General features: G+C 33.1%; 23 protein-coding genes. 10 read left to right on the top strand and 13 right to left on the bottom strand.

Annotated features, from left to right (window positions below):
• Window positions 1-3: 3 nt before the first annotated feature.
• The 6 genes from rplD to rpsL all read right to left on the bottom strand — a co-directional run bounded on the left by rplD (window position 4) and on the right by rpsL (window position 4,865).
• Window positions 4-633 (bottom strand): 50S ribosomal protein L4, encoded by a 630-nt coding sequence (rplD, locus tag ABNT22_RS05305; protein ID WP_348714821.1) that lies wholly within the window; start codon window positions 631-633, stop codon window positions 4-6.
• The gene (gene rplC / locus ABNT22_RS05300) at window positions 633-1,250 is read right to left on the bottom strand and encodes a 50S ribosomal protein L3 (RefSeq protein ID WP_348714819.1); all 618 of its coding nucleotides are present in this window, start codon (window positions 1,248-1,250) and stop codon (window positions 633-635) included. The genes rplD and rplC overlap by 1 nt, the downstream gene beginning before the upstream one ends.
• 292 nt (window positions 1,251-1,542) lie before the next feature.
• Window positions 1,543-1,848 (bottom strand): 30S ribosomal protein S10, encoded by a 306-nt coding sequence (gene rpsJ / locus ABNT22_RS05295; RefSeq protein WP_075342599.1) that lies wholly within the window; start codon window positions 1,846-1,848, stop codon window positions 1,543-1,545.
• Window positions 1,849-1,853: 5 nt separating this feature from the next.
• The gene (gene fusA / locus ABNT22_RS05290) at window positions 1,854-3,971 is read right to left on the bottom strand and encodes an elongation factor G (RefSeq protein ID WP_348714816.1); all 2,118 of its coding nucleotides are present in this window, start codon (window positions 3,969-3,971) and stop codon (window positions 1,854-1,856) included.
• A gap of 5 nt (window positions 3,972-3,976) precedes the next feature.
• Window positions 3,977-4,453 carry a 30S ribosomal protein S7 gene (gene rpsG / locus ABNT22_RS05285; RefSeq protein WP_086030206.1) on the bottom strand — a complete coding sequence of 159 codons (477 nt, stop codon included), beginning with the start codon at window positions 4,451-4,453 and terminating at the stop codon, window positions 3,977-3,979.
• A 31-nt stretch (window positions 4,454-4,484) separates the two neighbouring features.
• Window positions 4,485-4,865 carry a 30S ribosomal protein S12 gene (gene rpsL / locus ABNT22_RS05280; RefSeq protein ID WP_348714812.1) on the bottom strand — a complete coding sequence of 127 codons (381 nt, stop codon included), beginning with the start codon at window positions 4,863-4,865 and terminating at the stop codon, window positions 4,485-4,487.
• A gap of 309 nt (window positions 4,866-5,174) precedes the next feature.
• Here rpsL and ABNT22_RS05275 point away from each other — a divergent pair, with 309 nt between their 5' ends.
• The 6 genes from ABNT22_RS05275 to rlmB all read left to right on the top strand — a co-directional run bounded on the left by ABNT22_RS05275 (window position 5,175) and on the right by rlmB (window position 15,837).
• Window positions 5,175-7,979 carry a TonB-dependent receptor plug domain-containing protein gene (locus ABNT22_RS05275; protein WP_348714811.1) on the top strand — a complete coding sequence of 935 codons (2,805 nt, stop codon included), beginning with the start codon at window positions 5,175-5,177 and terminating at the stop codon, window positions 7,977-7,979.
• Between the two features lie 12 nt (window positions 7,980-7,991).
• Window positions 7,992-9,416 (top strand): hypothetical protein, encoded by a 1,425-nt coding sequence (locus ABNT22_RS05270; protein ID WP_348714808.1) that lies wholly within the window; start codon window positions 7,992-7,994, stop codon window positions 9,414-9,416.
• A 139-nt stretch (window positions 9,417-9,555) separates the two neighbouring features.
• On the top strand, window positions 9,556-12,789 hold the full coding sequence (locus ABNT22_RS05265; protein WP_348714806.1) for a SusC/RagA family TonB-linked outer membrane protein: 3,234 nt from the start codon (window positions 9,556-9,558) through the stop codon (window positions 12,787-12,789).
• An 11-nt stretch (window positions 12,790-12,800) separates the two neighbouring features.
• Window positions 12,801-14,267: a RagB/SusD family nutrient uptake outer membrane protein gene (locus tag ABNT22_RS05260; protein WP_348714803.1), complete on the top strand. Its 1,467-nt coding sequence runs from the start codon at window positions 12,801-12,803 to the stop codon at window positions 14,265-14,267.
• Between the two features lie 35 nt (window positions 14,268-14,302).
• The gene (locus ABNT22_RS05255; protein WP_348714801.1) at window positions 14,303-15,019 is read left to right on the top strand and encodes a hypothetical protein; all 717 of its coding nucleotides are present in this window, start codon (window positions 14,303-14,305) and stop codon (window positions 15,017-15,019) included.
• Window positions 15,020-15,096: 77 nt separating this feature from the next.
• Window positions 15,097-15,837: a 23S rRNA (guanosine(2251)-2'-O)-methyltransferase RlmB gene (rlmB, locus tag ABNT22_RS05250; protein ID WP_348714798.1), complete on the top strand. Its 741-nt coding sequence runs from the start codon at window positions 15,097-15,099 to the stop codon at window positions 15,835-15,837.
• On the opposite strand, the gene ABNT22_RS05245 is transcribed toward rlmB, so the two are convergent.
• Window positions 15,834-16,619 carry a rhomboid family intramembrane serine protease gene (locus ABNT22_RS05245; protein WP_348727256.1) on the bottom strand — a complete coding sequence of 262 codons (786 nt, stop codon included), beginning with the start codon at window positions 16,617-16,619 and terminating at the stop codon, window positions 15,834-15,836. The two genes, rlmB and ABNT22_RS05245, sit on opposite strands and share 4 nt — an antisense overlap.
• A 22-nt stretch (window positions 16,620-16,641) precedes the next feature.
• On the opposite strand from ABNT22_RS05245, the gene ABNT22_RS05240 reads away from it, so the two are divergent.
• Both ABNT22_RS05240 and ABNT22_RS05235 read left to right on the top strand, forming a co-directional pair.
• A complete protein-coding gene (locus ABNT22_RS05240; protein WP_348714792.1) occupies window positions 16,642-17,913 on the top strand; it encodes a replication-associated recombination protein A in 1,272 nt (423 codons plus the stop codon).
• A 13-nt stretch (window positions 17,914-17,926) separates the two neighbouring features.
• Window positions 17,927-18,442 (top strand): hypothetical protein, encoded by a 516-nt coding sequence (locus tag ABNT22_RS05235; protein ID WP_348714789.1) that lies wholly within the window; start codon window positions 17,927-17,929, stop codon window positions 18,440-18,442.
• 2 nt (window positions 18,443-18,444) lie between these two features.
• Here the strand turns inward: ABNT22_RS05235 and ABNT22_RS05230 are convergent, their stop codons facing one another.
• The 6 genes from ABNT22_RS05230 to radC are packed head-to-tail and all read right to left on the bottom strand — an operon-like array spanning window position 18,445 to window position 23,834.
• Window positions 18,445-19,179 (bottom strand): hypothetical protein, encoded by a 735-nt coding sequence (locus tag ABNT22_RS05230; protein ID WP_348714787.1) that lies wholly within the window; start codon window positions 19,177-19,179, stop codon window positions 18,445-18,447.
• Window positions 19,180-19,183: 4 nt separating this feature from the next.
• The gene (locus ABNT22_RS05225; protein ID WP_348714785.1) at window positions 19,184-20,554 is read right to left on the bottom strand and encodes a DUF5723 family protein; all 1,371 of its coding nucleotides are present in this window, start codon (window positions 20,552-20,554) and stop codon (window positions 19,184-19,186) included.
• A gap of 5 nt (window positions 20,555-20,559) precedes the next feature.
• Window positions 20,560-21,108 (bottom strand): hypothetical protein, encoded by a 549-nt coding sequence (locus ABNT22_RS05220; RefSeq protein WP_348714783.1) that lies wholly within the window; start codon window positions 21,106-21,108, stop codon window positions 20,560-20,562.
• 20 nt (window positions 21,109-21,128) lie between these two features.
• On the bottom strand, window positions 21,129-21,809 hold the full coding sequence (locus ABNT22_RS05215; protein ID WP_348714781.1) for a YjjG family noncanonical pyrimidine nucleotidase: 681 nt from the start codon (window positions 21,807-21,809) through the stop codon (window positions 21,129-21,131).
• Between the two features lie 10 nt (window positions 21,810-21,819).
• A complete protein-coding gene (locus tag ABNT22_RS05210) occupies window positions 21,820-23,127 on the bottom strand; it encodes a polysaccharide deacetylase family protein (RefSeq protein ID WP_348714779.1) in 1,308 nt (435 codons plus the stop codon).
• Window positions 23,128-23,144: 17 nt separating this feature from the next.
• Window positions 23,145-23,834, bottom strand: a complete 690-nt coding sequence (gene radC, locus ABNT22_RS05205; protein ID WP_348714776.1) for a RadC family protein — start codon at window positions 23,832-23,834, stop codon at window positions 23,145-23,147.
• 93 nt (window positions 23,835-23,927) lie between these two features.
• Here radC and trkA point away from each other — a divergent pair, with 93 nt between their 5' ends.
• Entirely contained in the window at window positions 23,928-25,286 is a 1,359-nt protein-coding gene (trkA, locus tag ABNT22_RS05200; RefSeq protein WP_348714775.1) for a Trk system potassium transporter TrkA, read from the top strand.
• Window positions 25,273-26,772 (top strand): TrkH family potassium uptake protein, encoded by a 1,500-nt coding sequence (locus ABNT22_RS05195; protein ID WP_348714774.1) that lies wholly within the window; start codon window positions 25,273-25,275, stop codon window positions 26,770-26,772. The genes trkA and ABNT22_RS05195 overlap by 14 nt, the downstream gene beginning before the upstream one ends.
• Window positions 26,773-26,813 lie beyond the last annotated feature (41 nt).

Genomic DNA, 26,813 nt, shown 5'->3' with positions numbered 1-26,813 from the left:
TCCCTATTTACTTAAATTAGACTGAATTCCTTCTAAAGTGCTCTCAGCAATAACAACTTTACTTGCGTTTAAAACATTGTAAGTGTTAATTCCTGTAGCATTTACTACTTTAGAACCTTTTAAATTACGAGAAGATAAATAAACATTCTTATTTTCTTCAGCAATTACAAATAAAGACTTTTTAGTATCTAATTCTAAAGCTTTTAATACATTAACAAACTCTTTAGTTTTTGGAGCTTCAAAATTGAAATCTTCAACAACTACTAAATTGTTATCTTTTGCTTGTAAACTTAAAGCTGATTTACGAGCTAAACGCTTTAAATTTTTGTTTAATTTGAAAGAATAATTACGCGGTCTTGGACCAAAGATACGTCCTCCTCCTCTGAAAACAGGAGACTTAATAGATCCTGCACGAGCAGTACCTGTACCTTTTTGTTTCTTTATCTTTCTTGTAGAACCAGCAATTTCAGCTCTTTCCTTAGACTTATGAGTTCCTTGTCTTTGGTTAGCTAAATACTGCTTAACATCTAAATAGATTGCGTGATCATTTGGCTCTATACCGAATACTTCGCTAGAAAGTTCAACTTTTCTACCAGTATCTTTTCCTGTAATATCTAATACTGCTACTTTCATTATTTCTCGATAGTTACATAAGAGTTTTTGTGACCTGGAACCGCACCTTTAACAACGATTAAGTTCTTATCAGCTACCACTTTTAATACTCTTAAATTTTGAACTTTAACTTGATCTCCTCCCATACGACCTGCCATACGCATTCCTTTGAATACTCTTGCAGGGTAAGAAGCAGCACCAATTGAACCTGGAGCTCTTAAACGGTTATGTTGACCGTGAGTTGCTTGTCCAACTCCGGCAAAACCATGACGTTTAACAACACCTTGAAAACCTTTACCTTTAGAAGTTCCTGACACGTCAACGAACTCTCCTTCAGTAAACATTTCCACAGTAATTGAGTCACCTAATTTGTACTCACCATCAAATCCTTGAAATTCAACAACTTTCTTCTTAGCAGATGTACCAGCTTTTTTAAAGTGACCATCTAAAGCTTTATTAGAGCTTTTTGCTTTTTTGTCATCGAAACCAAGTTGTAAAGCATTGTAGCCATCAACCTCTTCGGTTCTGACTTGGGTAACAACGCAAGGACCTGCTTCGATTACGGTACAAGGAATATTCTTCCCGTTCTCATCGAATAAGCTGGTCATTCCTACTTTTCTTCCTATTAACCCAGACATATTTGTTTGTTTTAGACGATAGATTTATTTATCCAGCGCGTCAATTAATAATTATTATTTGAAACTAAAGTTTCATTTTTTAGACTTCCGAAATTTCTCTCAAAAAAAAAGAGCATAAAACACATTTAGCTTAGCTCTTAAGTGTTTTTCCATTTTTCCTTCGCGAAACCCTCCGGACATGTCTTACTGAATTCAAATTCAGCATATAAAATTACACCCTGAATCCTAATTCGGGTGCAAAAGTATAAAAAACTTTCGGTTTAACAAAATTAAACCGAAAGTTATCATTTACTTATACCTTAATCTCAACTTCAACTCCACTTGGTAATTCAAGTTTCATTAAAGCATCAATAGTTTTCGAAGAAGAACTATAGATATCTAACAAACGCTTGTAAGCAGATAATTGAAATTGTTCTCTAGATTTTTTGTTTACGTGTGGTGAACGTAATACTGTAAAAATCTTTTTATGAGTTGGTAATGGAATTGGTCCGTTAACAACCGCTCCAGTACTTTTTACTGTCTTAACGATTTTCTCAGCAGACTTATCTACTAAATTATAATCGTAAGATTTTAATTTTATTCTAATTTTTTGACTCATCTTAATTAACCTTTAGCATTAGCGATTACTTCCTCTGCAATATTTGAAGGAGTCTCTGCATAGTGAGAGAATTCCATAGTAGATGTTGCTCTACCAGAAGATAATGTACGTAAAGAAGTTACATAACCAAACATTTCCGATAATGGAACGATAGCTTTTACTACTTTAGATCCAGAACGATCACTCATATCGTTTACTTGACCACGTCTTCTGTTTAAGTCACCTACGATGTCACCCATATTTTCTTCTGGAGTTAACACCTCTAACTTCATCATTGGCTCCATGATCACAGCTCTTGCAGCTTTAGCAGCAGCTTTGTAACCCATTTTTGCAGCTAATTCGAATGATAATTGATCAGAATCTACAGGGTGGAAAGAACCATCTACTAATGTTACTTTCATTGCATCCATTTCATATCCTGCTAATGGACCATTCTTCATTGCTTCTTTGAAACCTTTCTCTACTGAAGGAACAAATTCTTTAGGAACGTTTCCACCTTTAATGATAGATTCGAACTCTAAACCTTGCTTACCTTCTTCAGCTGGCTCCATTTTGAATACGATATCAGCAAACTTACCACGTCCACCAGATTGCTTCTTATAAACCTCTCTGTGCTCTGCAGTAGCAGTAATTGCTTCTTTGTACTCTACTTGTGGTTGACCTTGGTTTACCTCTACTTTAAACTCACGCTTTAAACGATCTACAATAATATCTAAGTGTAACTCACCCATTCCTGAAATTACTGTTTGACCAGAAGCTTCGTCAGTTTTTACCGTAAACGTTGGATCCTCCTCAGCTAATTTAGCTAAAGCCATACCTAATTTATCTACATCTCCCTTAGTCTTTGGCTCAACAGCGATACCAATTACTGGATCAGGGAAATCCATTGATTCTAATACGATTGGTGCTTTTTCTGCAGATAAAGTATCTCCTGTTTTGATATCTTTAAATCCTACAGCAGCTCCAATATCTCCTGCCTCAATAAAATCGATAGCATTTTGCTTGTTAGAGTGCATTTGGTAAATACGAGAAATACGCTCTTTCTTACCAGAACGATTATTTAACACGTATGAACCTGCATCTAAACGTCCAGAATATGCACGGAAGAATGCTAAACGTCCTACGAAAGGATCTGTTGCAATCTTAAATGCTAAAGCCGAGAAAGGCTCCTTTACATCTGGCTTACGAGCAATCTCTTCTCCTGTATCAGGATCAGTACCAATAATTGCTTCTTTATCTGTTGGAGAAGGTAAATAACGACAAACAGCATCTAATAAGAACTGAACACCTTTGTTTTTAAATGCCGATCCACAAACCATAGGAATAATAGACATATCCATTACAGCAGCACGTAAAGCAGCGTGTACTTCCTCTTCTGTAATAGAGTTCTCATCCTCCATGAACTTCTCTAATAAATTCTCGTCATAAGCAGCAACCTCTTCGATTAACTTAGCTCTTAACTCAGCAGCTTCTTCTTTTAAATCTTCTGGAATATCAACGATATCAAAAGTAGATCCGAAATTATCATCATGCCAAACAATAGCACGGTTCTTTACTAAATCTACAATTCCTTTAAAGTCTGCTTCATCACCAATATTTAATACGATTGGCACTGCATTCGACTTTAACATATCTTTTACCTGCTGACATACTGCTAAGAAGTTAGACCCTTGACGGTCCATCTTATTAACAAATCCAATACGAGGTACTTTATAGTTATCTGCTAAACGCCAGTTTGTTTCTGATTGAGGCTCTACACCATCAACAGCTGAGAATAAGAATACTAAACCATCTAATACACGTAATGAACGGTTTACCTCTACAGTAAAGTCAACGTGCCCAGGAGTATCAATTATATTAAAGTGATATCCTTTAGTATCAGGAGTTGGTTGTCCATTTTCAATCGGGAACTTCCACTCACAAGTAGTTGCAGCAGAAGTAATTGTAATACCTCTTTCTGCTTCTTGCTCCATCCAGTCCATTGTAGAAGCACCATCATGCACTTCTCCAATTTTATGAGAAACTCCTGTATAAAACAAGATACGCTCAGTAGTTGTAGTTTTTCCTGCATCAATATGAGCAGCAATACCAATATTTCTTGTAAATTTTAAATCTCTAGCCATTGTTATTAAAATCTAAAGTGTGAGAATGCCTTGTTAGCCTCAGCCATTTTATGAGTATCTACTCTTTTCTTAACAGCAGCACCTTCTTCTTTAGCAGCAGCTAAAATCTCTGATGCTAAACGTTGTGCCATTGTTTTTTCATTACGCTTACGCGCATAAGAAATCATCCATTTGATCGCCATTGAAACTTTACGATCTGGACGAATTTGCATTGGAATTTGGAATGTTGCACCACCTACACGACGAGAACGCACCTCTACATGTGGCATTACGTTAGACAAACCATCTTTCCATACTTCTAAAGCCGACTTTTCTTCGTCAGTTTTCTTTTCATTTACGATATCCATTGCATCGTAAAAAACTTTGAATGCTACAGATTTCTTACCATCCCACATTAAGTTATTCACAAAACGTGTAACTAATTGGTCATTAAACCTTGGGTCCGGTAACAAAACTCTTTTTTTAGCTCTTCTTTTTCTCATGTCTCTACATTAAAAAAGTTACTACTAATTTTTACTTTTTGTCTTTAGGGCGTTTTGCACCGTACTTAGACCTACGTTGAGTTCTTCCCTCAACACCTGCAGTATCTAATGCACCACGTACAATGTGATATTTAACACCTGGTAAATCTTTTACCCTTCCACCTCTGACTAATACTATCGAGTGCTCCTGAAGATTATGTCCTTCACCTGGAATATACGCGTTGATCTCATTACCGTTAGTTAACCTAACACGCGCTACTTTACGCATTGCTGAATTAGGTTTCTTAGGTGTAGTGGTATACACACGCGTACAAACTCCACGTCTTTGCGGACAAGACGTCAAAGCAGCCGATTTACTCTTCTTAGTCATTTTGGTTCTTCCTTTACGAACTAATTGTTGAATAGTTGGCATACTAAATTGTTACTAATTTTTCGTTTGTACTATTAATTATACTCTTTTTTAAGAGTTTGCAAATGTACAATTATTTTATAATTAATCAAATATCAGCGCTTTATTTTTCAAACACAAAAAACATATTAAGAAAATTTAACAAAAAACAACCCTTTTGTTTAAAATAAAACATCTATGTAAGTTTAACCATAAATCCCCAACTAACGGGGGATAACAAGCTAAAAGGCTTTTAGTATTTTTTTAACAAAATAGTTGTTCCTTTAAGAAATATTTAAGATTTTAGCGGCAATTAATTCAAATAATTATAAAATGAAAACAAAGTTTAATGGAATTTTAACGTTTATTCTAACGTTACTTGTACAAATAACATTTGCTCAAGAAAAAACAATTTCGGGAACAGTTTCGAATGATTCTGGTCCTTTACCAGGCGTTACAGTCTTAATCAAAAACACCAACAAGGGTACTGAAACTGATTTTGATGGTAACTACTCTATAAAAGCAAATACTGGAGATATTATTCAGTTTAGCTTTATTGGTATGAAAACAGTGGAAAAGACAATTGGTAATGAATCAACAATGAACATCTCAATGGAGGAAGACAATGTTTTAGATGAGATTATCATTACAGGACAGGGTTCTGGTATTGAAAGAAAAAGACTATCTACTAAGGTAGATGTTTTATCTTCTAAGGATATTGAAAAACTTCCAGGAAATCAAATAGACCAATTATTACAGTCTACTACTCCAAGTGCTCAAATTAGATTGAGTTCAGGACAACCTGGTACAACTGCTTTAATTAGAACAAGAGGTCCTATTTCAGCTTCTACTTCTGCTACACCAGTAATCATTGTAGATGGAGTTAGAGTTGATAACTTAAACTCAAATCCAACTTTAGGAATTGGAACTGGAGGGGCAAACGTTTCTGCTCTTGCAGATATCCCAGCTGAATCAATTGAAAAAATTGAATATATCAAAGGGGGTGCTGCTACTACATTATATGGAGCTGATGCTGCAAATGGTGTTATCCAAATCATTACTAAAAAAGGTAAAGCTGGTAGAGCTAACTTCTTTTTCGAATCTAGATTAGGTGTAATTAGCGCAACTAAAGACTTCTTAAAATATGACAGAACTGCAGAGGCTCTTTTTAAGCCTGGTGTTGCTCAAGAATATAAAGTAGGAATCAATGGAGGTAGCGAAAATGTAACTTATAACTTCTCAGGAAGCTTATATCACGATGATAGTTTCAATGACTACAACGAACAAATTAAAAGATCTTTATCGTTTGGTTTAAATGCAAAATTAAATGAGAAATTGAAGTATAGTGGATCATTCTCTTATGTAGGTTTTGACGCTAACACTGACTTTAACGCAAACACAAGTTTCTCTAGATTCTCTGCTTTTGAAGGTGCAGGAAGAGGAAACTTAGACGAATTAACAGACGCTCAATGGGCTGCTGAAAAAGCAAGAGCACAAGAAATTGGTAAATTAGTTGACATCGAAAGATTCATTCACCGTTTCACAAACTCTAACAAATTTACTTACGATATCTTAGATAACTTACAAGTAAATGCTACGATTGGTATTGATTCAAGAAATTCTCAAAACCAACAAAGAAATTCAAACGCACTTTTAGTTGCATTAGGTGCAGAAGCTCCTGGAACAACTGATAGAGGTACAATTACTCGTTCTTTAAGAAGTTCTTTTACTACTACGGCTGACTTAAACTTTACACACAAGTTTGACTTAGAAAACTTTTCTTTTGTAACCATATTAGGTGGACAGTTCTTTAGAACTTCAGATAGACAATCTAGACTTAGTGGTTCTGGAGGGGTTGATGGTTCTTTCTTAGTACAAAACTATCCTACTAAAGAAATTGAAGATCAAATTTTAGAGAATGCAAACTACGGTTTATATTTCTTAGAAAACATTGGTATCTATGATGTTGCTTATTTAGAAATAGGAGGTAGAATTGACCAAAACACATCTGCAGGTCCTGCGGCTGTAACTCGTTTCTTACCTAAAGTTGGTCTTACTTATAATCTTTCAGATCACGATTTCTACAATGATCTTTCTTTTAACGAGACTGTATCTAACATTAGATTAAGAGCTAACTATGGTGAAGCTACATTATTCCCAAGAGCTTTTGCTGAGGATAAAACCTTCACATTAAACACTTTCTTTGGAGTTCCAGCATTTACATTCGGAAACCCAGGAAACCCTAACTTAGTTTCTGAAAAAGTAGCTACTACTGAATTTGGTTTAGACTTAGGTTTCTTCAACAACAGATTAAACTTAGGTGCTACTTACTATAGAGGTATTACTACTGATGCTTTATTTGACCCTAACTTAGCACAATCTACTGGACAATTAAGCCAAACTACAAACATTGGTGAAATTGAAAACACTGGTTGGGAATTTGAATTATCTTCTACACTTGTTCAAACTGAAGATCATACATTAAACTTTAATGCTTCTTATAACAAAAACAATAACGTTGTTACAAGTACAGGAGGTGCTCCAGGATTTATCGTTGGTGGATTTACAGTAATTGGATCTCGTGTTGACGAGGGACTTTCTTTAGGATACTTAAGAGGTACTGCTGCAGTTAGACAATCAGATGGTTCTTACAACTTTGAAAGAAATTCTTTCTTAGGTGATACTTACGCTCCTCACTTTGGATCTTTCAGCTTAAACTATTCTTACAAGAAGTTTAACTTCTTTATGTCTGGAGACTACCAATTCGGAGGTAAATCTGTAGATTTAAGTTTCTTATTAAGACACTTAAGAGGACATGACAACACTGGAATTCCAGCAGACTTAGTTGGAACAACTTCTCCATTTAACTATGTAAACTATTTCGTATTTGATTCTGACTTTGTTAAAATCAGAAACATTGGTTTATCTTATAGCTTTGGTGAAACTTTAAGTTTATTCAAAAACGTTACTGTAGGATTCAACGTTACAAATCCATTCAACTGGACAGCTGGTAACTTTGATCCTGAAACAACTGGATCTGGTGTAGGAGCTCAAAATGGTTTCGCTACTGGTGGTTTCGCATACGGTACCGAGTCTGCTCCAAGAATTTACATGACCTCTCTTAAATTCCAATTTTAAATCTAGAAAAAAATGAAAAAAATATTTATACCAATATTATCTTTAGCACTTTTATATAACTGTACTAATGATTTTAATAAAGTAGTGGATTTTACCACGGTAACCAACCCTAATTTCTCGGAATCAGCGGTTGTGGGACAACCTAACTCTGCTGCAATTTTATTGCAAGGAGTAGAAAGACAAATGTCTTTAGTTCAAAACGAAACTGTAATCTTAGCTGAAATTGGATCGGACAACTTTGTAAACACACAAACTTTCTATAGCCAGTTTATGGATGCTCTTGATATTAGGATAACAGATCCAGATATGAGAGATACGCAACGTAATATTGCTCGTTTAAGAGAATTAGCTAAGTTTGGTACTAATGAAGTTGCACCAAACGATTCTGAAGCTACTGATGCAACTAAGGCTGACTTTTTATTCTTTGAAGGAATGTCTTATTTATATGCTGGAATGTATTTCTCATTCTTACCACAAGAACCTCTTGGAGCTCCTGCTTCTTCAACTGACAACTATAATTTAGCTGTACAAAAGTTTGATGACGCAATCGCTTTAAACAACAGAGCTGATTACCAATTAGCTAAGGCAAGAGCATATTACTTCTTAGGTAATAGAACAATGGCTGTTAGTGCTGCTAATGCCGCTTTAGCTTTAAGTACTAGTTTCACAAGAGAAGCTAGATTTGACGAAGCTAGTAGTAGTGGTCCTGTAAGTGTAATGGAAGCTGCTTTATTCGCAAGAGGTACTTTTGACGATTTACAACCACTTCCAACTTTAGATTTTTTAGATCCTAAATATTCTTTCTTAAGTGCAAGTGCTGATCCTTCGATCCACTATTTAAAAGCTGAAGAAGCATATTTAATTTTAGCTGAGGCAAATGTTTCAACGGATTTAAATGCTGCTAAAGACAATTTAAAAGATTTATTAACTTTAGTAAACACTAGAGAAGTAAGAACCTTTAGTGATGCTGTAGAAGGTAGAACTCAAAACGACCCAGGATCTAGACCTGATAAAGCAGATATTACAGTTAACGGTAGAACTGGTTTAGTGTTAGATCGTCAAGCTGGTAATGTAAGTGTTCCTTCTATTTCTGGTACTTCTGTAACTGTAGCTGAAATCGATGCTGTTACAACAGAAGATGAAGCTTTAGAGTTAATTTATAGAACTAGACAAGAAGTTTTCTTAGCTGAAGGTATGAGACTTGTTGATATGGGAGTTAAATTAGTTATTTTCGAAGAGGAAATTGCTTTAAACCCAAACATCAACTCAGGAGACCCTGGAACAACTCCAGTAATTCCTTCTTTTATAAATTCAAACATTGCTAACTTAGATGCTATTACATACGATGCAGTAGCCAAAACAGCAACTACGACTATAGATTTAAATGCAATCTTAGTTGCAAATAAAACTTCTGATCAGGTTTTACCTTTCCATTAAGAATAATAATAATTTGAATTATAAAAAGCTTAGTATATGCCATGTATACTAAGCTTTTTTGTTAATTAACACAACAAAAATTTGCGGCTTTAAGAATATTTTAAGATTTTAGCGCCTAATTAATTCAAATTATTAGATAATGAAAACAAAGTTTAATGGAATTCTAACGCTTATTTTGGCGTTTATTGTGCAAATATCCTTTGCGCAAGACAGAACAATTTCTGGTACTGTTTCTGATGAATCTGGTCCCTTACCTGGGGTTACGATTTTTAAAAAAGGAACGACTCAAGGTACCGAAACTGATTTTGATGGTAATTATTCAATCCAAGCTAAAAATGGAGATGTATTAGTATTTTCATTTGTCGGAATGAAAAATGCGGAGAGAACAGTTGGTGCTTCAAACCAAATAAATGTAACCTTAGAAAATGACAATTTACTAGAAGAGGTGGTTGTTGTTGGTTATGGTACTACTACAAAGAAAGCCTATACTGGTACTGCAAAAGTTGTAAAAACTGCAGATATTCAAGCAAAGAGCTTCACAAACGTATCACAATCTTTAGCGGGTGAGGCTGCTGGTGTAAACGTAATTAACACTACTGGTCAACCAGGTTCTACTTCTACTATTAGAATTAGAGGTTTCGGTTCTGTAAATGGTAACAGAAGTCCTCTTTATGTATTAGATGGTGTTCCTTTTAGTGGAAACTTAAACTCTATTAACCCTGAAGATATCGCAAGTACTACTATCTTAAAGGATGCAACTGCAACTGCAATTTATGGATCTAGAGGTGCGAACGGGGTTATCTTAATTACAACTAAAGGTGGTAAGAAAAACTCTTCAAGCATTGAAGTAGATGTTAAAACAGGGGTTAACTTCAGTTTTATTCCTAGATATGATGTAATTAGATCATCTAATGACTTCATCGGTCTTGCTTGGGAAGCAATTTACAACCAAGGAAATAACAGAGGTGTAGATCCTGTTGCTTTTGCTAACGCAAATTTATTCGGATCTATTGGTATTAACCCAGATTATAACTCTTGGGATACTTCTGATGTTTCTCAATTAATCGATCCTGCTACAAGAAGTGTAAGATCTGGAGTAGGAAGAAGATACCTTCCTGAATATTGGGGAGACTACTCTTTCCAACCTTCTATTAGATCAGAAGCAAACGTAAAAATGAGTGGTGGTGGTGAAAACGGTAAGTATTTTACTTCTATCGGTTATTTAGATAGTAAAGGTTATAGTGTTAATTCTGACTATACAAGATACTCAGGAAGAATTAACTTAACTCAAGATGTTAGAGAGTGGTTAACTTCAAACTTTAACATTGGTTATGCATATTCAGAATTAAACAACAATGGTCAAACTAGTGATTCTGGTAACGTATTCTTCTTAGTAGACAACATGCCTTCTATTTACCCTGTTTTCGAAAGAGATGCAAATGGAAATAGAATTCCAGATCCTGTTTTCGGAGGATTTATTTATGATATCGGACGAGGAAGAAACTTCTCTGGTTTAACAAATGGTCTTGCTGATGCAAGAAATAATATCAGAAGAGAAAAAAGACACGAAGTAAACGCAAACGTTTCTTTTGATGTTGATCTTTTTGAGAACTTAAAGTTCAAGACGCAATTCGGTCTTCAACATAATGATAGAACTAGAAACATTTACTCAAACCCTTTCTTTGGTGTAGGTGTTGCTACTGAAGGTAGCTTAAGTAGAAGAATTATTAGATCTACTACTATGAACTTCTTAAACATGTTCACTTATACTAAAGAGTTTGGAGAGCATTCTATTACTGCACTTGCTGCACACGAAACAAACCAAAACGAGTTTAAGTTAACCAATGCTGCTAAGAACAAAGTTGTTTTACCTGGATTATTAGAATTTAACAACTTTATCGTAACATTACCAACTACATCTTATACTAATAAGAGTAGACTTGAAAGTTACTTCGCTCAAGCTAACTATAGCTTTAAAGATACTTACTACTTATCTGGATCTATTAGACGTGATGGTTCTTCTCGATTCTTAGGAAGTAACAAGTGGGATACTTTTGGATCTGTTGGAGGTGCTTGGATCATGACAAACGAAAACTTCTTAAATAACAACAAATATTTAAAGTTTTTAAAGCTTAAAGCAAGTTACGGTATTATTGGTGAGCAATCTGGAGCTGGTTTATTCCCAGGTCTTACTTTACATGATATTAACAACGCAAGTGGTGAAATTTCTTATACTGAAAGTTTTGTAGGAAACTCTGCATTAACATGGGAAACTTCTAAAATGTACCAGGTTGGTGTTGAAAGTAAAATCAGTGATTTCTTAGATGTAAACGTAGATTACTATATCAAGGATACTGAAAACTTATTATTCGATAAGAGATTACCAATTAGTACAGGTGTTGCTATCGTAGATGTAAACGAAGGTGTATTAAGAAACTCAGGTTTAGAATTTGATATCAATGCTCGAATCATTAATAAAGAAGACTTTAAATTTAGCGCAAGTATTAATGGTGAATTCTTAAACAATGAAATTAAAGAAATGCCAATCGATGGTACTGGTCAACCTAAAGTAATCGATATCGATGGTATTTTTGGTAGAACTGCTGGTAGATCATTATATGATATTTATACTAGAGAGTGGGCTGGTGTTGATCCTTCAAACGGTGCTCCTTTATGGTACACTTACTTTTACGATGCTAATGGTGATGGTGTATTTAATGAATCTCAAGATGACGAAGTTGTTAACTCGTTACATGAATATCAAGCTGAGTTCCCTAACAGACAGTTAGTAAGAACTACAACAAGTAATTCAGCTGTTGCTACAAGACAATTCTTAAACAAGTCTAGTATCCCAACTGTAAGAGGAGGATTCAGATTAAACATGACTTATAAGAATTTTGATATTAGTTCTCAGTTCGTATATAGCTTAGGTGGTTATGCATATGATGCAGCTTACGCTGACATGATGGATAACGATAGAGTTGGTAGCTGGAACTGGCACAAAAACATCTTTAATCGTTGGCAACAACCAGGTGACATCACTAATGTACCTGCTTTAACTAACGGTGAAAATGACACTTCAAATCCAGATAGAAACATTACTTATAACACTGCAAACGCAGCTTCTTCTAGATTTGTTACAAAAACAGACTATTTAGCCTTAAATAATGTAAGGATTGGATATACTGTTCCGTCTAAGTATTTGGAAAAATCAGGAATTTCTAATCTTAATATTTGGATGTCTGGAGATAATTTATTCTTATTATCTGCTAGAGAAGGATTCAACCCAACGACTAGCGAATCTGGAGGTAGTGCAAGATATAGTTATGCTCCTTTAACGAATATTAGCTTAGGAGTTAGAGTTAAATTTTAAATCAAGAAATTATGCTTAAAAAAATAGTAAAAATCTTACCAATTTTCATCCTATTTATCTATGGATGTAATGATGATTTTTTAGAAGTACAACCTTCTGATAGATTATCAACTGAGCAGCTTGGACAAGCTGCTGAATTCAACCCGGAAATTATTAAGGGTGGTGTTGCTGGTTTATACCAGTTAATGTATTTACCAGGTACTGGAGGATTCGGTGGAGACGATGATTTCGGTCAAAAAGGTATTGATATTTGGACAGATATGTTATCTGCGGATATTGCTCATTCTGAAACAAACTACGGATGGTATAGTACTTTTAGTAACTTACAAGCTTCTGTAGACTTTACAAATAGAGCTAATTATATGGCGTGGAGATACTACTATAGAATCATTAGAGCTGCTAACAAGCTTATTGGTACTTTAGGAGGTAATGATATTACTCCAGAAGCTCAAGCTAATCGTCACTACATGGGACAAGCTAAGGCAATGAGAGCTTATGCGTATTTCTATTTAGTACAATTATATACTGATAGATATGATCCTACTCAAGAAGTTTTACCTATTTATAACAGTGCTGAAAAGGTAGAAGGTGTAGCAAAAAGTACAATGGAAGAAGTATATAATTTAATCTATAGTGATTTAAATGATGCTTTATCTCTTTTAAGCGATTTTAACAGAACTGCTAAAAGTCAAATTAACACTGATGTTGTTAAAATGTTATTAGCATATGCTTATGCTTCTGAAGATAAAAACTGGGATCAAGTTAAATCTTTAACTGCTGATGTAATTAATACTGGAAGTTATCCAATTTTAGCTAAAGCTCAAGCTTTAGACGGAATGAACTTTATCTCTACTCCAGGATGGATTTGGGCATCTGACATTACTATTGATGATAGTGTTAGTTTAGCTTCTTTCTACTCTCAAATGGATTACTTTACTTATGGATATGCTTCTGTAGGAAATAGTAAATCTATTGATGCTTCTTTATATGCTGAAATGCCAGCTGATGATGTAAGAAGAGACTGGTTTAGATCTAGTGATTTAATTAACTGGCGTAAATACTATGACCCAGCAAGACAATGGGATGGTCAGAGACCTGTTATTACTGATGTATTCTATATGAGAATTGCTGAAGTATATTTATTACACGCTGAGGCTGCTTTAAAAGCTGATGGTGATGCAGGTGCTGCAAGAGGAGCATTAAAAACTGTTGTTTCTGAAAGAGTTAACGACGCAAGTTATATTGATGGTTTATCTACTCTTGCTTTAACAAGCGAAATTACTTTACAAACTCGTTTAGAGCTTTGGGGAGAAGGTAAAGCTTATTTATTAAAGAGAAGAAACAAAATGGATATTGTTAGAGGTTCTAACCACTTAATTTTTGTTGGTGATGTAATGTCTTATGATGACAACAGATTAAGTTTCGAGATCCCACAAGCTGAGATCTTAAACAATCCGTTTATTTCAACTCAAAACTAATAACACTACCTCGGTAGTTAATAATTTATACAATTATGAAAAAAATATTATATCTAGCTATGTTGGCTATATCATTTATGACTTTAAATAGTTGTGATGATGATTCAATAGAGGTTAAGGACTTAAGTTTTATCACAGCAGACGCCTTTAAAAAGGATATCGTTGTTGTGGAGAACTCTAACTTAGATACTCAAGTTACCATTTTTACTTCTAAGAAAATGGGATCTGATACCACTATTAATTTAAATGTTACTACATCTATGAATGCAGATAACTATACAGTTCCTGCATCTGTTACAATCCCTAAAGGAGATAACAAAGTAGTAATTCCTATCAACTTTACTGATAGTAGCTTAAACAGAATGGGAGAGACTATGTCTATCTCTTTTGATGGACCGGAAGGTTATTTCGAAGGAAACTCTAAGGTTGACTTTAACATTAGTGTATTATGCCCTTCAGATTTAGCTGGAAGCTGGACTTATACAAATGGAAATGGGAAAACTGTTTCTATTACTCAAACTGGAGACGGGACTTATTCTATTGGAGCTGATAATGCTTTTGGAGGTAACTATCCATTTTACATCTCTGATGCATGTAGTAACATCACCGTTACTGGAGGTTTCTTAGCTGATAACTTTGGTATTCCTGTTAGTGGTTCTGGTACTGTATCTGCAGACAAATCTACTATTACTTTAACTTATACCGCTGAAGGATATTTTACTGATAGATCAATGATTTTATCGAAAAACTAAAATCATTAAATTATATCTTAAAAACCACCTCTTTCGAGGTGGTTTTTTTATACAATAAATTCAACTACATTTGCAGCATGCAAGAATCAACAACAATATTTGGTATAAGAGCTATCATTGAAGCCATAGATAGCGGCTCATCAATAAATAAGGTATATTTACAAAAAGGACTGCGCGGTGATTTGTATTTTCAATTAGAAAAACTAATTAAAAAAAATAAAATTTCGACGAGTATAGTTCCTACAGAAAAGCTTGATCGCTTATCTAAACACAATAATCATCAAGGTGCCGTTGCAAAGATATCTCCAATAGAATTTTATGATTTAGAATCATTAATTGAAAAAACTATTGAATCAGAAAATACCCCTTTATTTTTATTATTGGATCAACTTTCTGATGTTCGTAATTTTGGAGCAATTATAAGAACTGCTGAATGTACAGGTGTAAACGGAATAATTATTCAAAAAAGCGGTTCTGCACCAGTGAATGCAGAAACTATTAAAACCTCAGCAGGAGCTGCATTTAAAGTACCTATTTGTAAAGTTGATCATATTAAAGATGCTATATTCCAATTGCAAGCTTCTGACATCAAACTAGTAGCAGCAACGGAAAAAACAGAAGACTCGATTTACAAAGTTGATATGAATCAACCCATTGCTATCATAATGGGATCTGAACATAAAGGTGTTAGTAACTCCGTACTTAAAATGGTAGATTACAAAGCCAAACTTCCACTTCTGGGAGAGATTGAATCCTTAAATGTATCAGTAGCTTGTGGTGCCTTTTTATATGAAACTGTTAGACAAAGAATGAGTTAATCCTCATTCTTTTTTATTTCATAGGTAAAACTAATATCTCTTGTTAAATCAGTGGAGCCTACCTCCTCCTCTATTTCCTCGTTATATACTGGTGGTACATAATTCCCATCTTCATCAAACATATCATCAAATTCAGTTTTGGTAAAAACAAACTTCTCTTTAACAATTCCAGTATTCCTATAAATATAGGCAAACACTAACCCCATCAAAAAACCAGACAAGTGCCCTTCCCATGACATACCTTCTTTAACAGGAAATATATACCATATCATACTTCCATATAAAAATATAACAATTAGCGACATTGATATTAATCTGAAATGCTTCCTTATAATTCCGCTAAAAAAAACAAAACTGAATAATAAGTACACCACTCCACTGGCACCAATATGATAAGATTCTCTTCCTATTATCCAAGTTAACATTCCAGTTAACAAAGCTCCATAAATCAAAACTTTGGACGCTACCTCTTTATAAAAATAAAAAAGGCTTGCTGTAAGCACGAATAAAGGCACTGAATTATTAAAAAGATGTTTGGTACCGCTATGTATAAAATGTGTAAAGAAAACCCCCTTTAAACCACTCAATTTTCTCGGTAACACTCCAAACTTGTTAAAATTCCAACCAAAACGAATTTCTAAATAGTAAATAAACCAAATACTAAACACTAATATTGTCGGAATTAAAAATATAGAATTTGAATATTGTAATTTTTCTTCTGTTTTCATCATTTTTAAAATAACAAAAACATTTCCAAAGTTAAATTTCGGAACATCTGTCATAAATCTTTTCTATTTTTACCAAATGAATCAACCTTTGGCAGAACGTATACGACCAAAATCACTAAATGATTACATAAGTCAGCAACATTTAGTGGGTAAAAATGGAATTTTAACCAATCACATTAAACAAGGTATTATTCCTTCTTTAATTCTTTGGGGTCCTCCCGGTATTGGAAAAACAACTTTAGCAAACATTATTGCCAACGAGTCTAAACGACCATTTTATACTTTAAGTGCCATTAGTTCAGGAGTGAAAGATGTACGAGAGGTTATTGAAAAAGCAAAACAAAGTAGTGGACTGTTTACTCAGAAAAACCCTATTTTGTTTATTGATGAAATTCATAGATTTAGCAAGTCTCAACAAGATTCTCTCTTAGGAGCTGTGGAGCGTGGATGGGTGACCTTAATAGGTGCTACAACAGAAAACCCTAGCTTTGAAGTTATTCCCGCATTATTGTCTAGATGTCAAGTTTATATCCTAAATTCTTTTGAAAAAGAAGATATGCTTGCCTTGCTTCATAGAGCAATGGAGCAAGATGAAGTTCTTGCTAAAAAAAACATTACATTAAAAGAAACAGATGCACTTTTTCGTGTTTCTGGTGGTGATGCTCGTAAACTTTTGAACGTTTTTGACTTGTTAGTTGCCTCTGAGGAGCAAGTTGAGATTACCAACAAACTCGTCTTAGAAAAAGTTCAAAAAAATACTGTTCGATATGATAAAACTGGAGAGCAGCATTATGATATTGTTTCCGCTTTTATTAAATCTATCAGAGGAAGTGACCCAAATGCTGCAGTATATTGGTTAGCCCGAATGATAGAAGGTGGCGAAGACGTTAAATTTATTGCAAGACGATTACTAATCTTGGCTTCAGAAGATATTGGTAATGCAAACCCTACTGCATTAATCTTGGCTAATAACACTTTTCAGGCCGTTAGTACTATAGGATATCCGGAGTCAAGAATTATATTAAGTCAATGTGCAATTTATCTTGCTAACTCCGCCAAAAGTAATGCATCCTATATGGCTATAAATAACGCTCAACAATTGGTAAAGCAAACTGGTGATTTATCTGTTCCCTTGTCTATTAGAAATGCTCCAACCAAATTAATGAAAGATCTTGAATATGGAAAAGATTATAAATACTCACATAGCTACCCTGGAAACTTTGTAGTACAAGAATTCATGCCTAAAGAGATTGAGGGAACTAAGCTCTATGAACCAGGTAATAACTCAAGAGAAAATAATTTTAGAGATATTTTAAAACAGCGCTGGAAAGAAAAGTATAACTATTAAGATTTTGTGAACATTGGATTTTGAAAAAGAAGTAAAAAAAATAGCACAAGGTTTAAGAGGAGAACTAAACATAAAAAAAGAAAAATACTCTTACTTTGATGGAAGCCGAGAACCATTTGAAACATATACGCTAAAATTAAAACATAAAAACAATTTGATTGTTGTTAGGAACACTATTGGAGCTCAAGCTTCTGGTCAAGTTGTTTGTTCTCTAAACCCTGATATAAAGTTTATTGATTTTGAAATAGATACAATACACCACTTTATTAATCTATTTTTAAGAAAACAAAGTAGGTTTAAAGTTAAATCTACTAACAGTAATTTCAAATTATTTTTACAAGAGAATGCCTTAAAGGAATTAGAACCTTTAAGTACACAAGTTGCTTTTGACCCCTATATTTTTTCCTCAAAAAAGAGCTATGAAAAACTTATTATAACTAAATATCATTTGGCCTTTGAAAACTCACCTTCTGCAATTATACCTTTATTCAAATTTTATCAAAAGGTAATTGATTATTTAGATCAATAATATTAAAACTTAACCTCATAAGTTTCTATCTTTTTAGTACCATTCTTATAAAATTCAGCTACCCAATGAGAACCTGATTTATATAAAACTCCATCTTTCCCTTTAATTACGAAAACATCTTTCAAATTAGTCTTTAGTACATAAAATATTATTTCTGGCTTTGTATTTACCAATTGAAAACCATCCTTAATCGCTTGTGCATATAGTACATTTTTAGTCTTTTTAAGTACTATAGGTTTACGTTCTATTACCTTCGGAATTTGAACCATTGCAGGGGCATCTTTTTCAACATTAACCTCTTCATTAATACTCGGAACATAAACATAATTCAACTGTTGAACTGATTTAAAGGCATTTCTAATAGCCTCATGGTAAGCATCTTTATATTGTTTTTTTCGACTTCTTCCCTCTACTGATGTAAATACTACTTTGCCATTACAATCTTTTAATTCAATTACATTTTTTGTAGTAAACATTCCAGAATTATTTTTGACATTTGCTTTTAAAGCCAAACAACCATTTTGTTCTAGGTCTTCAGGTAATCTTTCACTTGATAAAAACGCTTTAAAACCATACTTATTAAACAAGAACTTGGTTAAAGAACTTGTTTCATACTTATCAATTGTTTTGAAAAAACTAAACTGATTAGGAATAATAACATATTTGTAGTTATTAATTGTTTTCTGAGCAAATGTTGTTATTGAAAACATTAAAAACAAGTACACAATTTTTTTCATTTTATTATTTAAATATTAAATTCATACCCAATTGAAAAGCCGCGGAATTAGTAGCTGCAATATCCGATAGTCCAAATAAATTATCTACTAATCCGTAGACCTGAAATTTACCTATTTTAGTCGACAACCCCAAACCAAAGTTTGTATATGAGAAATCATCAATCGTATATGTAATTTTTGTATTGATTCCTTTCGATATTCTTCGTTCGTAAAATCCTGTCAGAGCAAATTTAGGTCCTGATGGTCTAAATACAGAAAAGATTTGAGCTCCAACAGAATTATTATAATATTCTTTATAAGTCATATCATAACAACTCTCTTCATTTCTACTTTTTCCCCAACTATATTTATAAGACCCATTAAATTTTATTGGTCTCATAACAGCATATGAATTTTCGTTTTCTTCTGAAGGAACTTGTGCTTTAAAATCATCTATCAGGTTTTGCCAATAATCACTATTTGAACTATCATACTGAAACTCTATTCCTGAAAATGTATAATTCCCTCTTACAGCTACATTTTTATTATCCTTTGAATAAGATATATATCCGATATCCAATAAACTCGCCGTAATTTTGGTTTGTTTATCTATTTGATACGTAAACCCTATATCAAAACCAAAACCTACATTACCCAAAAAAAGTTTTCCATATATATCACTGGCTTCTATATCATCATCAAAAAAAACACCTGAACTGTATCCATTAAAACTAATATTACTTAAGCTGTGGGTGTATATATTATTTTGTCCCAAACGCGTAGTAAAACTTCCTGTATTACCACTTGTTGTAACGTTCGCTATTCCTGAGTAAACTTTAAATCGACCTCCAATAGTCATTTTATCATTCAGTTTACGGGCAATTCCAGCATGTAATACACTTATTAGTTCTGTCTTAACATTTGCTTGAGACAAAAGAAATGTTCTATTCAAATTAGTTGTATTTCCATCGTTTACTAAATCAATGATATCTTTTGGATAATTTGCAAAAAAATCAAATTCTGTATAAAATCCAAAACTGAGATGGTCTCTTTGATTAAGTTTAAAACTACCACTTAAAATCTCTATCTGGTTATTAATACTTACATAATCTTCAGTAGAAATTCTATCGATAGCATTTCTTACTTTTACTGTAAAATCTACTCCATCATTTCTAAACAAATCTGCAACGGTAACTTCAGATAGACCAGCATCAAAAGAAATACCAGATATAAAAGGAATTCCTACATGCCATTTATAAGTAGGTTTCACACTTGGATTTAATAACATAGTTTGAGGTATCTCATCAAAATCGTATAATAACTTCTTATTCTGAGCTTTTACTGATTTAAATATAACCACACAAAGCATTACTAATAGATATAAACACTTCTTCATTGGTATTATATTTGAAAAGTAAAAGTTCCCGCAGATTTAAATTCAAATTCCTCTGTGTTATTTGCTTCAATTGGAGAACCTGTAGTCGTTATTAATTGTGACAATACCTTAATGTTTCTACTATTTAAAAATTGTGGAGTTCCAGCTACAGATATTGTTTCTTGGTAAACAACTTTAGCTGTTTTTGCAGGAATCAAAATAGGGCCTATTTGATATGTAATACCATTTGCTTCATCTAAAAACTGCAATTCAACTTGAATATTTCTATCAAAAGGATTTGATATTTCGAAATCTAACTTTACTTCTTTTAAATATTTTTGAAAAACTTCTTCTTCAATAAGATCTAGCCTTGTTTCGTCTGATATTGAAGTTGTGATTTCATTGTTAGAACTATCCAAAAAACCCAGTGCTGGAATTTTAAAATACACCAATGATGCAATGTATCTAGGCTCAGAGTTGAAATCATTCACTTGATCTAGGTTAATATCTTTTACACAAGAGGAAAATCCCATTGTAATTACCATTAAAATTGGAAGAAAAAAATTGATTTTCATAAATAAAAAACGATGTACCGCTACAAATATTGCTTTAATTGACTCAGTTTAGCTATTGATAAGACTCCATTTTCCTCCTTTTTTTCAGGATTAAAATAAACGGCTAACATACCAGCATTTATTCCTCCTAACACATCAGCTTCATAACTATCTCCAATCATTATTGATTCATGAGCCAAACAAGCCGCTCTTTCAAAGGCATACTCAAAAACCTTCACATTTGGTTTTTTAACTCCTACTTCCTCTGAAGTTATAATCTCATTAAAATATTTTTTAATTCCCGATTCTTCCAACTTCAAATTTTGCACCTCTTCAAAACCGTTGGTTATAATGTGCAACTCATATTTAGGCTTTAGGTATTCAAGAAGCTCTATAGTTCCATCAATTAAATAATTATAATTTGGTAAATAACTTATATAATCATGTGAAATTTGATGTATTAAATCATCAGTAGCACTAAATTTCAACTGATCAAATGTATCTTTCAGTCTTCCATATCTCAACGCTTCTTTTTCAATTTTATCTTCTCTATATAACCTCCAATATTCAAAGTTTATGGGCATATATACTTCCAGAAAAACATCAATATTGAGATCAATTTGTTGCTCTTCAAATATTTGTTTGAATGTAAGCTTGGAATTTTTATCAAAATCCCATAATGTATGATCTAAATCGAAGAAAATATGTTTAACACTTAGCATAAATAATTATTTAGTCATTTTTCACCATTTTTAACATGGTACCGTATACTCGTTTCCAACCTTTCCATCTTTGATAATTACTCAAACTTTCATTATGAAACAGCGTAATTAATGTTCCGTTTACTCGTTTAACTTCGTTTTTAATATCTCTTATTTTTCCTAAAGACTGCTTCGGTGTTAACTTCATGTAGTCATTAAGAGTTGTATCCATTAGAGCAAACGGGAAAATTTTCAATGGAGTCTGAATCTCAAAGTCCAAATCATAAAAATAATAAGGGGTACAAGTACTTGCTCGAAAGCCTACATGACTTGCATATCCCATGGAATAGTCTTCTTTTATTTCTAAATCTATCAATCGTTGATACGTATCTGGCAAATTAAACTTCAAATAATGTTGTCTAGATCTTATAATGGGCATATTAGTTATGTTCTCCAAACGCTCTTTTTCTTTTTTGAGCATAACAATATCTGTAGATGTGTAATACGAAGGATGCAATCCTACTCTTGCATAGTCAACCATTTCTTTAATCAACAATTTAAACTTGCTTTTTGATGTTGACACATTAGTATCATAGGTTGTATAATCTCCAATTAAGAAAAAGAAAATGGTTCTAATATTCAATTCTTTTCTTAAGTCCAAAATCTCATTAAAAGTGTAAAATGGATCTTTTTTTATTCCAAACCTAACCGCAAAGCGATCCCATAAATTAAATATTTTAAACTGTGAAGCATCCTTCAAAAAACCTGCTATCGTTCTAATAATTCCTTTGTGTTTATAACAATAAGCATTATCTACATCAATTGTTGATATATACTTATATACTCTTTCTTGGTACTGATAATCAGGATACTTTTCTTGTAAAACCTTCCTTAACTTGTAAGCCCAAATATCTATAAGCGGTTTTTCCAAAAAACCATGTTGATACGCAATACTCTCTTTGGCTGTAAATCGTCCATGATTATCCTTTATATGCGGCAGATATTCTTCATATCTAGTAATTAAGTAAAAACTAGCAGCGAAAATATCAAAAGGGATTGCCGACCTCTCCCCTGCTGAAAAGAAACTGGGTATCCCTTCCCATTTTTCTATATGAATATCAACATCTCTTACCCCTTGTTGAAAAAGTAGATCATGACTTCGAATAAAAAACTCCTTTCCTAATGGAACCTTATTATAAGATAACTTAGGCCCATTAAAAGCAACAAAATCCTCTACTTTTGTGGTAAAATCTATATCAATTAATAAAATTCTGGTAAAAATATGTTTAAAGATATACCGAATTCTTGGAGTTACTTTATGTGAGTAAATAAGTATCATACGTTACTAAAAAATCATTACAAAACACCTTCATCAACAAAGCTAAAATACGCTTTTTCGGTAATTATTAAATGATCTAGTAATTTAATGTCTAAGGTTTCTCCAGCTTTTTTAATCTTTCTAGTAAGATGAATATCTGATTTACTTGGCTTTAGTTTTCCTGAAGGATGATTATGACAGACTATAATTGCAATTGATTGTAATTCTAAAGCCCTCTTAAACAACAACCGTATGTCTACAATTGTTCCTGTAAAACCTCCCTTACTAAGTTGCTGTTTGGCTATAATTTCATTGGCATTGTTAAAAAAAAGCACCCAAAACTCTTCGTGGCTTAAATCTCCAATTAACGGTTGCGTAACAAGAAATACATCTTTAGAACAAGACACTTTTGGTTTTACTTCATTGGTTTGAAACTGTCTTCGTTTTCCTAATTCTAATGCAGTGACAATACTAACGGCTTTTGCTTCTCCAATACCTTTAAAATTCATAAGTTCTTCAATAGATAACTTAGAAAGTTTATGTAAGCTATTATTTACCGACAAGAGCATTCGTTTGGCTAAATCTACAGCAGATTCTTCTCTATTTCCAGATCGTATTAATATAGCTAACAGCTCTGTATCTGAAAGTGAAAACTTCCCTTTTAATACTAATCTCTCTCTTGGTCTATCATCTAAAGCCCAAGATTTAATGGAATATTTATTTTTCATAGCTTTTCTTTTCTTAATGATAAATATAGTTCTTTTTTTGCACAACAAGAACAAGCACAGTATCTTTGCTCTTATTCCCATTTGTAACGTATTATGAAAATAATCATCGCCGGAGCTGGAGATGTTGGATTTCACTTAGCTAAACTTCTCTCTTATGAATCTCAAGATACTTATGTTATCGATTTTGATGGAGAGAAACTTAATTATATCAACAATCATTTAGATGTTATTACCAAAAAAGGTGATGCTACTTCTATTAACTTATTAAAAGAAATAGGTATTGCATCTGCAGATTTGTTGTTAGCAGTAACAGAAAGTCAAAATACTAATTTTACCATTTCTGTTATAGGAAAAGCTTTAGGTGTTAAAAAAACAATTGCTAGAATTAATAATCCTGAATTTTTAAAAAACGACTGTATTAATTTCCAGGATTATGGAGTTGATTTTATGATTTCTCCAGAAGAATTAGCTGCAGAAGAGATTAATCTTCTTTTACGTCAATCTTCATTTAACGACACTGTTGCTTTCGAAAATGGTGTTTTTAATGTCATGGGAACTACCTTGGGATATAAATCTCCCATTTTAGATTTAACAGTTAAAGAGGCTAAAGAAAAGTTTAGCATTGTTGATTTTATTACTATTGCAATTAAGCGAGAAGGAATAGCACAAACTATTATTCCACGTGGTGACACAGTATATAAAATGAACGACCAAGTATATTTCTCTGTTCCTAATTATAGCATTGATAAGTTATACCCAATTATTGGTAAAGAACATATTGAAATTAAAAATGTTATGATTTTAGGAGGTAGTAGCATTGGACATAAAACTGCTAGAAACTTATGTAAAGATAATTTTAACGTTAAACTGATTGAGCGTAAAAAAGAAAAGGCATTGAGTTTAGCAGAAGAGCTACGTCATACATTAGTTATTAATGGAGATGGTAGAGATTTAGAGCTTTTGGAAGGTGAAAACATTCGAAATATGGATGCTTTTATTGCCGTTACTGGAGATTCTGAAACAAATATCATGTCTTGTTTAGTAGCCAAATCAAAAGGAGTTAAGAAAACTGTTGCCCTAGTGGAAAACATGGACTATATCAATATCTCTCAAACCATTGGTATAGATACCCTTATTAATAAAAAATTAATTGCTGCTAGTAATATTTTTAGACATATACGCAAAGGAGAAATATTAGCATTAGCAAATTTACATAATATTGATGCTGAAGTTTTCGAATTTGAAGTGCAACCAAACGCTAAAGTAACCAAAGCTCCAATTAAAGATCTACGTTTTCCTAGAGAAGCGGTATTTGGAGGAGTTATTAGAGATGAAAAACCTTTAATGTCTTTTGGAGATTTTCAATTACAAAGTGGAGATAAAGCCATTGTTTTTTGTTTACCAGAAGCCATATCAATTGTAGAAGATTTATTCAATAATGGAAAATCTTAACACCAAACTTATTTACCGTTTTTTGGGTATCACAGCCGTTTTGAACGGATTATTCATGTGGTTATCTATTCCTTTTAGTTTTTATTTTAATGATGAAGCTAAGTGGGGATTCTTAAATGCTGGAATTGTTACTGTATCTATCGGTTTATTACTATATTTTTTCAATAAACCTCAACAAAAAAACATTCAGAAAAAAGAAGGATATTTAATCGTTACGTTAGGATGGTTAACTCTTTCATTTACCGGAATGCTTCCTTACATTTTTACCGGAGCTATTCCAAGTGTTACTGATGCTTTTTTTGAAACCATCTCTGGTTATTCTACAACTGGTTCTTCAATATTAACAGACATAGAATCTATGCCCAAGGGAATTTTGTTTTGGCGTAGTGCAACTCATTGGATTGGAGGTATGGGAATAATTGTATTAACCATTGCCATTTTGCCTTTATTAGGTATTGGAGGAATGCAGCTTTTTATGGCTGAAGCTCCAGGACCTTCAGCAGATAAGCTACACCCTCGAATTACAGACACTGCTAAACGACTATGGTTAATTTATGTGCTCCTTACTGTAGTAGAATTCTTACTTTTAAAAGTAGCTGGTATGACATGGTTTGATGCTATTAACCATGCCATGGCCACCGTTAGTACTGGTGGATTCTCTACAAAAAATGCGAGTGTTGCTCATTGGAATGGAACTCCTTTAATTCAGTATATCATTATCTTTTTCATGTTTGTAGCAGGTACGAACTTTGTCCTTACCTATTTTGCATTAAAAGGAAAAGTTCAAAAAGTAATTCAAAGTGAAGAATTTAAATATTACGCCGTAGGAATTCTTTTGATTTCTACAATTGTGACCATTGTTATATTATTTTTCCAAGATCCTTCCTTACAAACTAGTATAGAACACCCAATGGTTTGGGGAAAAACAGAGAGCGCTATAAGACATGCTTTGTTTGCTGTTATCTCTGTTGTAACAACCACCGGTTTCGTAACTGCAGATTTTACCATGTGGAGCTTTTTTATTACAGCTTTATTCTTCTCTTTATTCTTTCTAGGAGGATCTGCAGGATCAACATCAGGAGGTGTAAAAATAGTACGTCATATAGTAATGCTTAAGAATAGCTTTTTAGAGTTTAAAAAATCACTACATCCTAATGCCATTATACCTGTTCGTTATGATGGGAAGGCCGTTAGTCAAAATATTGTATTCAATATTTTATCCTTTTTTATCCTATATATGCTCATATTCATTATTGGAACGGTGATTTTAGCTTTCTTAGGACTTGACTTTATTTCCGCTATTGGTGCTTGTGCCTCTTCTCTAGGAAATATTGGGCCTGCCATAGGTACAGTAAGTCCTGTAGATAATTTCTCACACCTTTCTGTTGGAGCCAAATGGTTTTGCTCATTCCTAATGCTTATAGGGCGTTTAGAGTTATTTACTGTATTAATCTTATTAACTCCTTTTTTCTGGAGAAAGAACTAAATACACTTGTGACAAATCAAGCTACACATATGCCTATATGA

The sequence above is a fragment of the Tenacibaculum sp. 190130A14a genome, assembly GCF_964048965.1.
Taxonomy (GTDB): Bacteria; Bacteroidota; Bacteroidia; order Flavobacteriales; family Flavobacteriaceae; genus Polaribacter; species Polaribacter polynesiense.
Note: the sequence above shows the minus strand (reverse complement) of the source record. Positions and strands in the feature narration are given on the sequence as shown.